This window comes from Lentilactobacillus kribbianus (assembly GCF_013184075.1).
Lineage (GTDB): Bacteria > Bacillota > Bacilli > Lactobacillales > Lactobacillaceae > Lentilactobacillus > Lentilactobacillus kribbianus.
In genome coordinates, this window is the sequence record NZ_JABEQQ010000001.1 from 679,822 (window position 1) to 695,847 (window position 16,026).

17 protein-coding genes are annotated in these 16,026 nt (G+C 39.9%); 10 read left to right on the forward strand and 7 right to left on the reverse strand.

Annotated features, from left to right (window positions below; genetic code table 11):
- Positions 1–149 precede the first annotated feature (149 nt).
- Complete coding sequence (locus tag HII32_RS03460) at positions 150–761, reverse strand: LysM peptidoglycan-binding domain-containing protein (protein ID WP_425483263.1); 612 nt, start codon at positions 759–761, stop codon at positions 150–152.
- Between the two features lie 460 nt (positions 762–1,221).
- On the opposite strand from HII32_RS03460, the gene HII32_RS03465 reads away from it, so the two are divergent.
- Together HII32_RS03465 and HII32_RS03470 are read left to right on the forward strand one after the other, a co-directional pair.
- Positions 1,222–1,878: a hypothetical protein gene (locus HII32_RS03465; RefSeq protein ID WP_172188331.1), complete on the forward strand. Its 657-nt coding sequence runs from the start codon at positions 1,222–1,224 to the stop codon at positions 1,876–1,878.
- A 9-nt stretch (positions 1,879–1,887) separates the two neighbouring features.
- Positions 1,888–2,562 carry a Crp/Fnr family transcriptional regulator gene (locus tag HII32_RS03470; RefSeq protein WP_172188333.1) on the forward strand — a complete coding sequence of 225 codons (675 nt, stop codon included), beginning with the start codon at positions 1,888–1,890 and terminating at the stop codon, positions 2,560–2,562.
- Positions 2,563–2,707: 145 nt separating this feature from the next.
- Here the strand turns inward: HII32_RS03470 and thrS are convergent, their stop codons facing one another.
- Positions 2,708–4,687, reverse strand: a complete 1,980-nt coding sequence (thrS, locus tag HII32_RS03475) for a threonine--tRNA ligase (RefSeq protein WP_172188335.1) — start codon at positions 4,685–4,687, stop codon at positions 2,708–2,710.
- A 486-nt stretch (positions 4,688–5,173) separates the two neighbouring features.
- On the opposite strand from thrS, the gene HII32_RS03480 reads away from it, so the two are divergent.
- From HII32_RS03480 to HII32_RS03495, 4 genes are all read left to right on the forward strand, one after another.
- On the forward strand, positions 5,174–6,508 hold the full coding sequence (locus HII32_RS03480; RefSeq protein WP_172188337.1) for an APC family permease: 1,335 nt from the start codon (positions 5,174–5,176) through the stop codon (positions 6,506–6,508).
- An 82-nt stretch (positions 6,509–6,590) separates the two neighbouring features.
- The gene (locus tag HII32_RS03485) at positions 6,591–7,115 is read left to right on the forward strand and encodes a GNAT family N-acetyltransferase (protein WP_172188339.1); all 525 of its coding nucleotides are present in this window, start codon (positions 6,591–6,593) and stop codon (positions 7,113–7,115) included.
- 2 nt (positions 7,116–7,117) lie between these two features.
- Positions 7,118–7,759, forward strand: coding sequence for a DNA alkylation repair protein (locus HII32_RS03490; protein ID WP_172188341.1), 642 nt, complete (start codon positions 7,118–7,120; stop codon positions 7,757–7,759).
- Positions 7,760–8,000: 241 nt separating this feature from the next.
- Positions 8,001–8,750 carry an ATP-binding cassette domain-containing protein gene (locus HII32_RS03495; protein ID WP_172188343.1) on the forward strand — a complete coding sequence of 250 codons (750 nt, stop codon included), beginning with the start codon at positions 8,001–8,003 and terminating at the stop codon, positions 8,748–8,750.
- On the opposite strand, the gene tenA is transcribed toward HII32_RS03495, so the two are convergent.
- Positions 8,747–9,451: a thiaminase II gene (tenA, locus tag HII32_RS03500; protein ID WP_246224807.1), complete on the reverse strand. Its 705-nt coding sequence runs from the start codon at positions 9,449–9,451 to the stop codon at positions 8,747–8,749. The genes HII32_RS03495 and tenA overlap by 4 nt on opposite strands.
- Positions 9,452–9,546: 95 nt before the next feature.
- Here tenA and HII32_RS03505 point away from each other — a divergent pair, with 95 nt between their 5' ends.
- Entirely contained in the window at positions 9,547–10,293 is a 747-nt protein-coding gene (locus tag HII32_RS03505; RefSeq protein WP_172188345.1) for a glucose 1-dehydrogenase, read from the forward strand.
- 133 nt (positions 10,294–10,426) lie between these two features.
- On the opposite strand, the gene HII32_RS03510 is transcribed toward HII32_RS03505, so the two are convergent.
- The 3 genes from HII32_RS03510 to greA form a co-directional block, all read right to left on the reverse strand.
- On the reverse strand, positions 10,427–11,140 hold the full coding sequence (locus tag HII32_RS03510) for a class I SAM-dependent methyltransferase (RefSeq protein WP_172188347.1): 714 nt from the start codon (positions 11,138–11,140) through the stop codon (positions 10,427–10,429).
- 132 nt (positions 11,141–11,272) lie between these two features.
- Positions 11,273–12,130 carry a DNA/RNA non-specific endonuclease gene (locus HII32_RS03515; protein WP_172188349.1) on the reverse strand — a complete coding sequence of 286 codons (858 nt, stop codon included), beginning with the start codon at positions 12,128–12,130 and terminating at the stop codon, positions 11,273–11,275.
- A 152-nt stretch (positions 12,131–12,282) separates the two neighbouring features.
- The gene (greA, locus tag HII32_RS03520) at positions 12,283–12,792 is read right to left on the reverse strand and encodes a transcription elongation factor GreA (RefSeq protein WP_172188351.1); all 510 of its coding nucleotides are present in this window, start codon (positions 12,790–12,792) and stop codon (positions 12,283–12,285) included.
- A gap of 36 nt (positions 12,793–12,828) precedes the next feature.
- Here greA and HII32_RS03525 point away from each other — a divergent pair, with 36 nt between their 5' ends.
- Positions 12,829–13,332 (forward strand): VanZ family protein, encoded by a 504-nt coding sequence (locus tag HII32_RS03525; protein ID WP_172188353.1) that lies wholly within the window; start codon positions 12,829–12,831, stop codon positions 13,330–13,332.
- Positions 13,333–13,407: 75 nt separating this feature from the next.
- Here HII32_RS03525 and HII32_RS03530 read toward each other — a convergent pair whose 3' ends face one another.
- The gene (locus HII32_RS03530; RefSeq protein WP_172188355.1) at positions 13,408–13,857 is read right to left on the reverse strand and encodes a universal stress protein; all 450 of its coding nucleotides are present in this window, start codon (positions 13,855–13,857) and stop codon (positions 13,408–13,410) included.
- A 204-nt stretch (positions 13,858–14,061) separates the two neighbouring features.
- On the opposite strand from HII32_RS03530, the gene HII32_RS03535 reads away from it, so the two are divergent.
- A complete protein-coding gene (locus tag HII32_RS03535) occupies positions 14,062–14,436 on the forward strand; it encodes an aggregation-promoting factor C-terminal-like domain-containing protein (protein ID WP_172188357.1) in 375 nt (124 codons plus the stop codon).
- Positions 14,437–14,674: 238 nt separating this feature from the next.
- Positions 14,675–15,985: a nucleobase:cation symporter-2 family protein gene (locus HII32_RS03540; protein WP_172188359.1), complete on the forward strand. Its 1,311-nt coding sequence runs from the start codon at positions 14,675–14,677 to the stop codon at positions 15,983–15,985.
- Positions 15,986–16,026: the final 41 nt, after the last annotated feature.

Genomic DNA, 16,026 nt, shown 5'->3' on the forward strand with positions numbered 1-16,026 from the left:
TACATGAAGTTTAGATAGTGGAAATAAAACAATTGGATCCAATATTCGTCCATAGTCCCCAATAGCAGGCGTCGATGCTAAACGAACTTGCTCTTTTTTTGTGCAAATAAAAAACATCCTCGAAAGAGAATGTTTTTTGGGTAATTAAATTACATTGCCCAAGCAGCCATACCTTGTTGGTGGTATAGACTTACAGCAGCATCGATTTGGTCTTGAACTGAACCGCCACTGATGTGCATGTTTTGGAACAAGCCGTAGGCACCTGAAGTACTGTTACGTACTGATGATTGCCAGTTTGATTCACGGTTGATGATGTAGTTCCAAGTAGAAGCTGAAACACCAGTCCGTGATTCCATTTGGCTTAATACGGCAGCATGTGAGCCAGTGCCGTAGTTACTGCTACTGTTTGAAGTAGTAGTAGATGCCTTTGGAGTAGCAACAGTAGTAGTTGCTTGAGTGTTTTGTGCAGTATTAGCAACAGTACTATTAGTAGTAGCTACTGGAGTACTTTGAGTAGTTGCAGTAGTAGTTGCAGTGTTGTTTTGACCAACTTCAAGTTTTTGTCCTACAACGATGAAGTTAACGTCTGCTAAATGGTTGCGTGATGCGATGCCGTTAATAGTATCGTTGTAATCAGAAGCAATCTTAGCAACAGTGTCGCCAGCCTTAACAGTGTAACTGTCAGCGTTAGCAACAACGCCGCTCAAACCAAGAAAACCTGCAACAACTGATAATGTAACTAAACTCTTTTTGATAATAATGACCACCTTTTATATTTTTTAAATCCAAATTAACAAAATTGATTTACCAATCGAGAAGTTTGTGTTGAAATCGATTGGCCTTTGATCATCCAGTTGATAACTCTACTGAATTGATTTCGAGATACATCATAACAAACCAATAATTTTCGTCAACCACATTTCGTAATAATACAAAAATGTTACAGCTTATTCATTTGATAAGTATGAGTTTTTTGCCAATATTACAAACGTGTTAAATTAAAAAATACTTCTTTTTTTGAAATGGATAACCCCATATATCATTAAAAAAGTGGTGACTTTTACCACAAAAATGGGGGAGCCCAATTAATAGATACGGTAAAGTGGTGGCTAAGTGGTTGTAAGCGATTATTTGCCCTGTTTCAGACGGTAAGAAGGGCAATTTTGCTTTTCTAATAAAACTGGGTACAATGAAGAAAAATAAAGAAACGAGTAGTGCAAAATGGTGAAACAAGGACAACGGGCGACTAGTAAACGTCTCAAGCAAATCAAACAAATTAGAAGAAAAAAAGCGATTAGTTATGATCGAACTATCGCTGCAAGTCAATTAGCGGAATTTATGTTAGTTCGATATGGATTAACCTTAAAGAAGAAAATACCGCAAACCCAAACGCAAACAGTTCAACGTTTTTTGCAAGAATGGTTAGTGCAAGCACCTAAATCTAACGTGAATTGGTCTATTGCACAAGTTACGACTGCCGTCTTGAAACAGTTGAATTGTCAGGTACCGTGGCAGTTTTTAGCTGTGTTGGCACAAAATTGGTTATCAATTCAAGCCTTTTTAATGAAGGAATTACCTGCCGTGCCACTTAAAGATCGGTTAGTGGTTACCGATGAATTGACCGTTAACCAACTTACGCAGTTACTTAGTCACCAACTGGCCACTAATTTCTTTTTGACTACCCTGGGGGGAAATCCCCAATTACTCCAACAAGTGGCCGCTAATAAAGTAATGGAATTACAAGCTAGCTTACAACTTGATGATCATATTGATTGGCAACGAGTAAGTGCCTTATTTATTCAACCTTTTGTAGTCAATGAAGCGGCTGATTTAGGGACACGAGCTTGGTTGCAGCAACTCAGCCAATTAAAATTTTAGGAGGGCCCAATGCATACTCACCGAAATACACTAGAATGTCTAGAATTAGTGCCATTATTTGCTTCCTTACCATTGGAACAGCGCCAAGCGATTGCTGATTTAATTGTGCAACAACCATACTCTAAGGGCAGTACTATCTACCTGGCTGGTGATGAAGTTAGTCGGTTTTTAATTGTGGAACATGGTCAAATTAAAATTACGCAATCATCTGCGGCTGGCAACGAGCAAATTGTGCGGGTCCTGAATGCGGGCGAATTCGATGGTGAAGCCAATTTATTTGGTCAAACAGAACGAGATACCTCGGCTACGGTCTTAACTGATGCGTTGGTTTGTCAAATTAATCGCGCTGATTTTCAACGATTATTACACCAAATTCCAGAAGTAGCAGTTAGTTTATTAAATCAAATGAGTCAAAAAATTGCTCAATTAGAGAAACAAGTAACGTTGACTAATACGGTAGACGTGAAAGGGCGGTTGGCTCAATATTTAGTAGAAACGAGCGCAGCTTTACACCAAGAGAGCTTCTCGTTGCCATTATTAAAAAAGGATATTGCTACTTATTTAGGAACCACGGCCGAAACAGTTAGTCGAACCTTTAAAGAATTAGTTCACGAACAGTTGATTACTAACAAGGGTCGTCAAGTGACCATTTTGGATGCCGATGGATTGGCCCTGTTAATATAGTAGAAACTCATAAAATATATAGAAAATAAAGCGCTGAAACTAGCGGTATAATAGCTATTAAGCTCTTTATTTAACCAAATAAAAAAAGCCGATCACAAAAGTATTATTTGTGATCGGCTTTTTTATTTTTAATTAAACAAGTTCATTATTTCTCTAATTTTTCGGCGACGATGTCTTCAGCATCAGTATCACGTGAGTAAGATTCAAGATCTTTCTTAACGTAATCAGTGAAGTCTTTCATAGACATTTCTTTACTATCTTTATGACCGTATTGACGAACAGAAACGGAATTATCATTAACTTCATCGTCACCAACAACAATCGTATATGGAATCTTGTTAGTTTGGGCATCACGAATCAAGTAACCCATCTTTTCAGAACGTGAATCCACATCAGAACGAATGTGCATCTTGTGAAGTTCTTGGTTCAATTCTTCAGCGTACTTACCATGTTTTTCTTCACTAACTGGGATGATACGAACTTGGTGTGGGGCCAACCAAGTTGGGAAAGCACCCTTATAAATTTCAGTTAGGTAAGCAGTGAAACGTTCCATCGTTGAAATAATACCACGGTGAATCATAACTGGGCGGTGTTGTTGACCGTCTTCACCAACGTAGTGAAGGTCAAAACGTTCTGGCAACATGAAGTCCAATTGAATGGTTGATAGAGTTTCTTCGTTACCAAGAGCAGTCTTAGTTTGGACATCTAACTTAGGACCATAAAAGGCAGCTTCACCCTCAGCTTCAGTGTATTCAAGGCCCAATTCATCCATGGCACCCTTTAACATTGATTGAGCTCGATTCCACATTTCATCATCGTCAAAGTATTTTTCAGTGTTTTCTGGGTCACGGTAACTCAAACGGAAAGTGTAGTCTTTGATATCAAAGTCACGGTAAACAGAAACCATCAACTTCAAGATTTTTTGGAATTCTTCTTGGATTTGATCAAGCATAACGAAGGTATGACCATCATTTAATTCCATTTCCCGAACTCGTTGAAGACCAGTCAAGGCACCAGATTTTTCGTAACGGTGCATCATACCGATTTCAGCAATCCGAAGTGGTAATTCACGGTATGAACGAATGAGGTGTTTGTAAACTTGGATGTGTGAAGGGCAGTTCATTGGGCGAAGTTCTAGCATTTCGCCGTCACCCATATCCATTGGTGGGAACATATCTTCACGATAGTGATCCCAGTGACCAGAAGTTTTGTACAAATCAAGGTTAGCTAATACTGGAGTATAAACGTGTTCATAACCTGCTTCTACTTCCCGGTCAATAATGTAGCGTTCTAGTGTTCGACGAATAGTAGCACCGTTTGGCATCCAGTAAGGAAGACCAGCACCAACTTTAGGATCAACAAAGAAGAGGTCTAATTGGTTACCGATAACTCGGTGATCGCGTTCCTTAGCTTCTTGTCTTCTCTTTAAATCTTCTTCTAATTGAGCCTTCTTCAAGAAAGCAGTTGCGTAAATACGTTGCAACATTGGGTTAGAAGACTTACCTTGCCAGTAAGCACCAGCAACAGAAAGTAACTTAAAGATCTTAACGTCACCAGTTGAAGGAAGGACTACGCCTTCGTTTAAACTCATGAAGTCACCAATCTTATTGAAAGAAACTTGACCGTCTTTAGCGGCAGCGTTAACTAATTCAGTTTGGTATTTATCACCGGCAACTTGTTTCAACGCATCGTCTAATGAAAGTTCAACGTTTTCAATAGCTACCTTGTCAGCAATGATTTTCTTCATAGTATCAGTAAGACTAGCTAATTCGTCGACACTGATTTGCGTGTTAGGCTTGTCAGTATCAAGGTAAAAGCCGTCAACGTCTGCGGCACTTTCACCAAATGAAACGTCGCTAAAGTCACTAGCAATTGCCATCTTCAAGATTTGAGCAGCAGTTTGCCGTAAAACTTGGTAACCTTCAGCGGTGTCATTAGTAATGATTTCAATCGTGCCGTCGTAGTTGATAGGGGCATTAATTGCAATCATTTCACCATCTAACTTACCAGCAACGGCCTTCTTAGCCAAACTAGTGGAAATGGATTTCGCAATTTCTAAAACAGTAGTACCAGCAGCGAATGATTTGATGCTGCCATCGGGGAACTTAAGTGATAATTCTGCCATGAAAACTCTCCTTTATTATTGGCCTGAAACCACAAAAAAACGTCCCTAAAATGCCAATACTTTGGCATTTTAGGGACGCAAATAGCGTGGTTCCACCCATTTTTACTTAATTAAAAGTACTCTAGTAGTTGTTAACGGCTACTAACCGGAATGGAATTCTCCTCCACTCGAGATAAAGAGTGGTAACGCTGATCTTCTAAACAAACGGACTTCCAGGCTAGATCCGTTCTCCCTGTGATGAGAAATCAGTGTCATGTCTCTTTATTTGTGATTAATTGTGCCCTGTTCTGAAAAAATTGTCAAGGGTCAACCGTAATTTATAATTTTGATTGTTAAAAACAACGTAAAATGCCGATAAAGAGACACTACGTTCCGAATTAATTACTTTACCGGCAATAATTTTGAGAGTATAATTCTCGAGTTGATAATTTAAATCGCTAAACTAAATTTTAAAAAATGCAACTTGGTTGCGGGAGGTGAACTCGAATGGAAGAAAATAACGGCTTACAAAGAACCGTCACCTTAATGCCAGCTCTTTCATTAGTGGTTGGAACAGTGATTGCATCAGGAGTCTTCTTTAAAGCATCCGCCGTGACGCAGGCCGCAGGCTCTAGCAGTATTGCGATGCTGGCGTGGCTGGTCGGTGGTATTGTGACGCTTTGTGCGGGGTTAACTGCTGCTGAATTGGCAGCAGCGATTCCTCAAACTGGGGGACTTACTACTTATATTCAGATGACTTACGGTCACTTTTGGGGATTTTTGGCTGGTTGGGCTCAAGGCTTTATTTATTTTCCCGCGAATGTGGCCGCCATTTCAATTGTTTTTGGAACACAAGTGGTGAATCTATTCAATCTGTCCGCTCAATGGATTGTGCCTATTTCAATGTTAGAGGCTTTTTCACTAACGTTAATTAATTTTGCGGGAGCTAAAGCGGCCAGTCGGGTTCAATTTATTGCTACCGTCATTAAGTTAGTACCGCTAATTTTGATCGTGGTGTTTGGTTTCTTTCATAAAGGTGGCGGCGACTTTTCTCTCTTTCCAATAGTTGCTGGACCGCATCGTAATTTTTGGACGGCCCTCACTAACGCTACGTTTGGGACTATGTTTGCCTATGATGGTTGGATTCACGTGGGCAATATTGCCGGGGAAATGAAAAACCCCAAGCGGGATTTACCGCTCGCCATTACCATCGGTATCATGATTATTATGAGTGTTTATTTGTTAGTTAATGCAGTCTTTTTATACATTGAACCGCTCAACCACGTGGCTGGTAATTTAAACGTTGCTTCCAATGTGGCGGAAATGATTTTTGGTAAAATGGGTGGTAAATTAGTCACTATCGGTATTTTAATTGCCGTTTACGGCGGGGTAAATGGCTACATTACTACTGGAATGCGGTTGCCAATGATTATGGGCCGGGAACATAAACTCCCATTTGGGCGGTGGTTTGCGACCTTGAATAAAAATGGAGTACCTTGGATTAGTGGTTTGGTTCAATTGGCCATTGCTTTTGTTATGATGATGTCAGGTCAATTTGATTCCATTACGAATATGTTGGTCTTTGTAATTTGGATTTTTTATGTGATGGCCTTTGTAGCCGTCTTTATCTTGCGTAAACGTTGGCCGGAATTGGATCGTCCGTACAAAGTTCCCGGTTATCCGATTGTGCCGTTAATTGCTATTTTAGGTGGTGGCTTCATCCTAGTGGTTACTTTATTTACTCAGTGGCAAACGTCATTGATTGGGTTAATGTTAACGGCTGTTGGAATTTTGTTTTATATTCCGCTGGAAAAGAAATATCATTTTAATGAAAAGAAATAGTTGTTAGGCTGGTTGTTATTTACAACCGGCTTTTTTGTTTGTCGACGATTTTGTGGTTATAATGAACCAAAGGAGTGATGATATGCAAATTAGACCGATTCAAGCTAGCGATTACGATGCCGTAAATGGATTATTGCACCGAGCATTTAATGAGACTCCGAATGGTTACGATGGGGAAGCGGAGCTAGTAACAGCATTGCGCCAAGAGGTTAAATATAATCCTCAAGCAGAATTAGTGGCGGTGATGGATAACCAAATTGTGGGCACCGTCTTAATTACCCCCTTAATTGTTGATGGGCCTCGGTCTTCTACCAAGGGAGCAGCCCTAGCTCCGTTAGCTGTTGCTCCCGAATATCAACAACAAGGGGTAGGAAAAGCCTTGATGACCGAAATCGAAAAAGTCGGGCGACAATTAGGTTTTCGGTTTATCGTCATTTTAGGTTGGCCGGATTACTATACTAAATTTGGTTATCAACCAGCCGAACAGTTCAATATTCATGCGCCTTATGATGTACCTACGGAGAACTTTATGGTGAAAGCACTAGTTCCAGACGGTCTGAAAAATATTGATGGGACGGTCCGGTATTTAGATAGTTTTGGAGGTTAGGGATGGATTTTGAATTAATGGGTGATCCTAATAATCGCAAACCGATGGCAAACTACATGCGCGATCAGTTTGTGTTTGCTGGCGTGAAAGCTAAAGCCCGTCAAGAACAAGCAAAGCCGCTGATTAAGGCTAGTAAGTCGCTAGCGTTTAACGAAATTAAAACGCTAATCGCAAACCTTTATGCGCGTTCGGAACGCGAATATCAATATACGGCGATCGATGTAGCGGTGGCTAATGTGCGTCGTTTTAATCTGGCTGAGTTGCAGGCATTATTACCATTTGTGACCCAAAAAGCGTGGTGGGATACGGTTGATTCTTGGCGTAAAGTTTTAGGGCTCTACATTGCTCGCCATCAAGAGGATAAGGCAACCGTTTTTAGCTGGTTATACCAACAAGATGATTTTTGGTTACGGCGACTTTCAATTATTCTGCAGTTAACGGAAAAAGAAAAAACGGATCAGATTATGTTGACGCAGGCGATTGAAAATGATTTGAATACCGATGAATTTTTCATTCAAAAAGCTATTGGTTGGGCCTTACGACAATATAGTAAATTAAACCCCAACTGGGTTGCTGATTTCATTGCTGATCATCAACTTTCGAAGTTGGCGGTGCACGAAGGTAGTAAATATTTAAATAAATAAACTTGCCAAATTAAAAAAGTTAGTTACACTGCTAGTAATTATTAAAAGGGAAGTGAACGAATTGAAAATTGCTACTCGTTAAGAAATTGAATGTTAATCGTAGTCGAACAGACTAGGGTTATTTCTAACGATGTGCAACTTTTAATTCGGCTAATAGCGGTATAAAAGGACGCAGTTGCGTCTTTTTTTGTGCACTAATTTTGAAATACCCAGCTGTTCATTAATGATGGGGTGAATAACTATGGGAATGATAAAAATCGAAAATGTCACGTTTCAATACGATGGCATGTTGACACCAATTTTTGCTAATTTGAACTTAAATATTGATCAGTACTGGCGTATGGGACTCATTGGTCGTAATGGGCGCGGTAAGACCACCTTTTTGAAGCTGTTATTGGGTCAATTACAACCTGCTAAAACCAATACACCACTACTAACGGTTAATGATTTGCAAGTTAAACGGGGCCCACAGTGGTTAGCACAACCGGTTAGTTTTGAGATTAGTAATCATGATCGCTTGATTTTAAGTGGTGAAAATGGGGCGGGAAAGTCATCGTTACTGGCGGCATTACTGCCTCAGGCAACTATTGAATATCGAGGTACCATTAATTGGGCTCACCAAGCCAAAGTATCGTATGTGGCACAATCATTTGAACAGCTCAGCGGTTCGTTGACTGCTTATGCTGAAAAGAATGGGGTGGCAGTAGATCAGTTCTTTAATTTATTACGCAAATTGGGATTTGAACGGGCTTATTTTCAAACACCGATGCAAGAACTAAGTATGGGCCAAAAAAGAAAGGTCAGCCTGGCACGCTCATTATGCGAACCGGCTAACCTCTATATTTGGGATGAACCCTTGAATTATTTGGATGTTATCACCAGACAACAAATCGAAGACTTGATTTTAACGGTGGCACCAGCAATGTTAATTATTGATCACGATCAGCTTTTTGTGGAACATGTGGCCACCCAACCGGCTATTGAAATTTAAAGGCTAAACGGCCAATTTGCTTGATCATAAGCGGTTTGCCAAAATTGTAATTCAAAGTAGGCACTGCGTAAAAAGGCTTCGATCATTTGCGATTGAACGACACTAGATTGAGCTTCACCTAGACGATCCACGATATCAATCATGGTATTGGTGGCAGCAGTGAACTCAGGGCTGGCGTAGGTATCAATGAATTGTTGGTAGATTTTAACGGGTGAAGATACATCACTTAAATGTTGACCTAATTCATTATAAAGCCAATAGCACGGCAATAAAGCAGCAGCGCCACAAGCCGAATTGCTATTTAATTCATGCTCCATATGAGTGATGTAATTGTAAGTATTGGGCGCCATAGGTGTCTCCGTCATTTCGTTGGCAGTGATGTCTAATTGACTGAAGAATTCTTCTCTGACTTCTTGTTCACTATTGTTAAATCCGGAAGCTTCGTTTTCTAAAAAGGCAATCGTATCTGGATTGCTCATTTTAAGTGCGAGTTCATGATGAAGGCGGGCAAAGTTTTCCAGGTAATAGTGATCTTGTTTTAAATAAAAACGAAAACGGGCCATTGATAGTTGGCCATCAGCAAGTTCGGTGATAAAGGGATGATTGAAGCTGGCTGCAAATAAATCACTGGCTGCAGCGTGCATATTAGCGGTTAAAGTCATAGTATCGGGCTCCTTTAAGAACGGATTTGATAATTCCATTGTATTATAGATTTTTCTATAAGGCTTAAATAATTACACTTTTGGTTGAGAATGGTAGAATTAGGTAAATATGATGGAAAATGGAGGTAGTTGCAATGGATCGTTTGAAGGATAAAACAGCTGTTATCACTGGTGGCGTGGCCGGAATTGGTTTGGGAATTGCCCAAAGTTACATTGATGAAGGTGCTAACGTTGTTATTACTGCCAATCATAATGTTGATGGCGGTAAAAAAGCCGTAGAAAAATTTGGTGAAGATCGCGCTTTATTTGTTCAACAAGATGTCGCAAATGAAGAAGCTTGGGAACGGGTGATGGACGCGGCCGTTGATAAGTTTGGCAAAGTCGATATTGTGGTTAATAACGCTGGTATTGGTGGCGTCGGCGGTCCCATTCAAGACACTTCATTGGAAGATTGGAACAAGGTCATTAACACTAATTTAACCGGTAACTTTTTAGGCGAAAAATATGCGGTTCGAGTGATGAAAGAATTTAATAACGGTAAAGGTTCCATTATTAATATTTCCTCAGTTGCCGGCTTAGTAGGTTTGCCAATGAGTCCCGCTTACTCTGCAAGTAAGGGTGGTACTCGGATGTTGACTCATGCGACGGCATTGCAATTAGCCCAACAAAAATTGGATATTCGGGTTAACTCCGTGCATCCAGGCTGGATTGATACTAATATTATTCCGGAAGAACAAAAAGATGCTATTATTTCAACTATTCCGGTAGGCCATTTGGGCAAACCAAGAGATATTGGGGCCATTTGTGTTTACCTGGGTAGTGATGAATCAGAATTTGCTAATGGTGCTGAATTCGTAGTGGACGGCGGCCAAAGAGCATAACAACGTGTTGTAAGTGTGAACCAAGCGGTAAGTTACCGCTAATTAATCTAAAAAAAGTCCAATAGTTCGTCGATTATGACGCTATTGGGCTTTTTTTAATTAGACAGTAAAAGGACACATTGCAAGGTACCATTTATTTTTGGGCTCGAATCACAAAAGATGCCATCCACGGGCCACCCCACCAACCGTTGAACCCAATTTTTTGTTTCTTAACCGTAGTTATACCTAATTGTTTTAAGGTCGTAATGAATTCGGTATCCTTGTATTCAGTATCCACAATAATTAACTGACCGTTGGGTTTTAACACTCGCACCATTTCTGCTAGTGCCTGGTAACGATTACTGGCTGGTTTAACATTATGAATAGCAAAACTAGTGGTGATGCCGTCGAACGTATTATCGGCAAACGGCAATTCCTGCATATCAGCCGTTTGAACGCTAACTTGATGATTTAACCCGCGCGTTTGAATCTCTTCAGTAACTGCTTGAATGGAATTATGTGCTTGATCGCTATTATTCCAAATATCGATCCCAATGACTTGTCCCATTTGCAATCGCTTAGCTACTTCAAACATGACCAAACCATGACCGCAACCGATGTCTAGATAGTTTCCGTTAGCGTTAATTTTGGTTTGCTGTAAAACTTTTTGCCAAATTAATGGCTTGCCAACTAGGCTAGTATGTAAATAAATGAGACCACAAATAAGTAGCCAACCGCCACCAATCCAATTACCCAAAGAATGGGTGATGGTGATGGGCGGAATAAATCCTAGTGTTAGGATAATTAAGCCCCCGCCGCAAAATAAGATGGGGACCAGTGGTGCGTCCACGTTATGTGTTTTAAACATGATTTTCTCCTTAATTAAGAATTAACTTTTAGGATACAGTAATCATAATATAAATACCAGTTGTTACAAAAAGGGCGCTAGTTGCTGACCAATAAAAAAACCGTGACAAACTTTTAATTTGTCACAGCTTTTTTATTCGCTGACACTTGCAACTTTCATACTACGATCAATAGTGGAGCGACCAGTAGCATAATCGAATTTTACTTTAGGTTGAACGTTGAAGAGATAAACGTTGAAATTCAGCGAGCCGTCGGTACTAAGAGCTTGTAGGTGAACTCCTCGAGCCATCAATTCATTGCCCCGGAAAAGGGGTTGGGCCGCGTAAATGACTTTTTTATTGTTGTAAAGAGCATTTCTGACCTTTTGCTCATATTTGGTTTGTAGGTCTTGGTTGGAATAGGCCGTTTGGGTAAATAGATTTTTCGGATTGTTTTGATCGCCAGACTGATCATTAGGATTGTATTTACCGCTGGTGCTGATACCTTTAGAAATCGAATAGGCCATTAAATGCCCCCGGTTAATAATGGGATCATCATCCACGAATTTTTGGTGCCAGCCCGTTGGTTGAACATATTGGCGCACTCGTAAGCTACCATCAGCGATGTTGCGTTTTTCTAAGTAACCGGTGTTAGTACCACTAGTACGATTTAAGTTATCTAAGTCTTGGTAGTCGACCTTGTTAATCTTCCAATCACTAGCTTTTAAATCGGCCTTATTATGGTTCACAACGACGACCGGATTATCCCCGGATTTAAAATCCAGACTGGCTAATTTATCACTGGTCACGCTGTTTTTATTACTAGTTTTACTTTGACTAGCGCCGTTAAAAACATCGATGATTTGGTTGGCCAAATTAGCGTTAGGTTGATTATTCGAAACGCCTTTACCCGTAATCAAGCCCCCGATGACCACCACGGCCAATAAAATAATACTATTAAGGGTGATTTTAGTATTAGTAGGCAATTTTTGTTTCCGTTTTTTTCCTGACATTACTTTTCTCCATTCATGACTAATAACAAACTCATAGGGTTCTACTATATCATTTCTAGACTTAAATGGCGATTGGAATCAGGCAGTTAACACCGTTTCATTCAGCCTTTAAGCTTGATTTAACTTGGATTTAGTATGCTACTAATAGGTAGTTAATTCGGTAGGCTCACTGCTTGAATATTGATAGCAAATGTGGCCGCAGGAGCATGGACTGTCACAGTTTCGCCTAAATGATGATTTAAAACAGCTTTACCTAAGGGAGAGGCAATTGATAATTTATTTTGGTCCACGTCCACTTCTTGGGTGCCCACAATTTGGTAAGTCACGGTTTCGTGATCATCTAAGAATTCGACGGTCACTAAATTACCGATTTCAACGGTGTCACTATCCGTGGGTGTGACAATTCGGGCGTACTGGAGTTGTTTATTTAAGAAGCGCAACTGACTTTCTAAATGGCGTAAATCACGCTTAGCCGAACTATATTCGGCGTTTTCTGATAAGTCACCGAGAGCCCGCGCTGCCGCTAAGCTTTGAATTTTGTGGGGCCGATCAGCTTTTAGCGCCTCGATTTTAGCTTCGATTTGTTGGTAGCCGGCAGCAGTAATGGGATTGAATTCTGAATCGATGATGACGCACCTCGTTTTAGCAGATTTACCTATCATATTACCGCAAAATGAGTTTAAAAAAACTAAAAAAGATTGATTGAAAGAAGTGATTTTATGCGTTGGCTATTTGGCTTGATTTTGGCCTTATTGTTAACCGCCTGGTACTTACCTAAAGAAAATCGCAAACACCTTCATTTATGGGAATATCTTTATCTAATGACGGTGAATGTATTGGTGTTTACGCCATTGTCGATTACTGATTTTTGGATCAGTATCACTCCGTTAGGGACAGGGCGGGTATCTTTTGAAGTGTATCTTTGGCAATTTTCAGTTTTAGAAAATATTTGGTTAACCATCCCACTGGGAGCTATGATAGCCAAACATCGACCAGCTTGGTCGTTGATAATTAGTGGTCTTGTGGTTGGTGGTGGGATTGAAACGATACAATATCTCATTTCTCATTGGTGGTGGTTGAACCGAAGCTCTGATATCAATGACGTTATTGCTAATGCTATTGGGGTGATGATTGGGGGCGTTGTCTGGAAAGTGGGCAGTAAATTAAAGGGGAGCTTGACTACGGTCATGAAAGGAAACTAATCAATAAAAAAAGATTTTGACCATTTTAGTCAAAATCTCGTTGGGTTATTAACGTTCACTTACCGCAGTCACTAATTATTCATCTTGAGAAACAATCATAACGTTGTTATTAGCATAACGTGCCACGTAAGCAGTTGTCGAACCAATCATGAGTCTAGTTAAGGCGTTGGCCCCTGACTTACCCATTACCGTTAAATCAATATCATATTCTTCCGGAATATCCTTAGCAATCATTCCCTTAGGACTACCTTGGAAAACCTTAGTTTCGTAAGGAATATTACGGTTTTTCACTTCACTAACGGCCTTTTTGATGTAGCTTTCGGCTTCTTCAATCATTGGGCCAATTAATTGATCCGGACCCACGGCGGTATGTGCTTCTAACATTACCCCAGAAACACGACCAGGATCAACTACGGAGACGATGAAAACTTTAGAATCGAACTTTTGCGCAATAGTTAAAGCTTCATCTAATGCTAAACGTGAATTTTCGGAACCATCTAAAGGAACTAAAATATTTTTATACATAACATAACCTCCTGTTAGCTTTAATTAAAGTATTCTTTTACTATGTCTTAATTGTAAGGGAGAGTCAGTTCGTTTAGCAAAAACGACGCCTATTTAGATTCTGGTTTTGAATTAATCTATTTGTAACATGGTGTTAATTTGTCTGTAAATCCAGTTAGATATAATGAAAGTATTGAAGACGAATTTGGGGGAATTATTTTAACCATGAAAATTAAAAAAATGGCACTAATGGCTGTTAGTTCATTGGCCTTATTTACTTCAGGTGATTTGTTAAACTTTACTAACGTGACCACACCGATGACCCAAGTGGCAAGCGCTAAAACCAAGAAAAAGGTTTATAAGTGCAAATTATCTAAGAAAAATAAAGCAGCCAAAGAATGGATTGCTTATCGTGAATCTCGCGGCTCATACAGTGTTCGTAATGGTCAATACATTGGTCGGTATCAGTTATCACGCGCTTACTTAAAGGGCGATTTCTCAAAATACAATCAAGAAATGACGGCCGACCGGTACGTTAAAAATCGTTACGGTAGCTGGGTAAATGCGAAAAAGCATTGGCGTTGGTACGGATGGTACTAAATATTCTAGTCATTGAAACCTTCACAATTAGTTGTGGAGGTTTTTTTAGTATGCTTATGAAAGCGGTTAATATTCAGTAAGACCCGAATATTAATAGTGATTTAACCGGAAAACACGAACAAAAAGATGACGAAAACCATTATTTTTCCTGGAATTAAGAATAATCTTCGTATTTTACATTGAATTTCAAAAGCGAAGATGATAATATTAGTCTAATTTAAAACAAATGGAGGTTGTCATGGGAAATGATTCGGTTTCTAACCAAAAATCAGTAGTACGTAATGCAATTTTAGGGTTACAACATTTATTAGCAATGTATTCGGGCGATATACTTATTCCATTACTGGTTGGTGGAGCGCTTCATTTTACGGCCTTACAAATGACTTACTTGGTGTCGACTGATATCTTTATGTGTGGGATTGCCACTTTTCTACAAATTAAACGGACGCCGTTGACTGGGATCGGCCTGCCGGTGGTGCTGGGATGTGCAGTGGAGTACGTGGCACCGCTAGAAGCAATCGGCAAAAATTATGGCCTAGCTTATATGTATGGTGGCATTATTATTGCGGGGATTTTCGTGATGTTGATGGCCAAGCCGTTTGCTAAGATGCGCCGGTTCTTTCCTCCGGTGGTTACTGGTTCTTTGATTACTTTAATTGGATTTACTTTGATTCCAGTAGCCTTTCAAAATATGGGCGGCGGGGACTTGACCAGTAAAAACTTTGGACAACCACTTAGCTTAATGATTGCTTTGGTGACGGCGGTCACTATCTTGATTTTGAATATTTGGGGTCGCGGTTTCTTAAAGCAAATTTCAATTTTAATTGGAATTTTAGTAGGTACCTTGTTGGCCTTTGGGATGGGTATTGTTAATTTTAAAACCGTTGGTCAAGCTAACTGGTTACAATTGCCACACTTCTTTTACTTTGCGACACCTAAGTTTGAATGGTCCTCGGCCTTAACCATGATTATGGCAGCTTTCATCTGTATGATTGAATCCACTGGGGTTTATTTCGCCCTAGCTGATATTGTGGGTAAAGATTTAAGCGACAATGATTTGGAACGGGGTTACCGTTCTGAAGGGCTTTCTGCGATTTTAGGGGGGCTCTTTAATACTTTTCCATACTCTACTTTTTCTCAAAACGTCGGTATTGTGCAATTATCTGGAATTAAAACCCTCGCACCGGTTTATTATTCTGCCGGGATGTTAGTTATCCTGGGACTAGTACCTAAGTTTGGGGCAATTGCGACCTTAATTCCTACCTCCGTCCTCGGGGGTGCCATGTTAGTAATGTTTGGGATGGTGGGCGCTCAAGGAATTAAGATGTTATCGAACGTGGAAATGAACAATAAGAACATGTTAATTATTGCCATTTCAGTTGGGTTAGGCATTGGGGTTACTAGTGTACCTAGTTTGTTTCAATACTTACCAGCCAGCGTTCAAACTTTGATGAGTAACGGAATGGTTGTTGGTGGGCTAGCTGCTGTAATTCTCAATCTATTGTTAAATCATACTGGGGTTAAAGACCAGGTTGAAGAAGAACTTTAATAATGAACAATAAAAAACAACCATCAAAATGATGGTTGTTT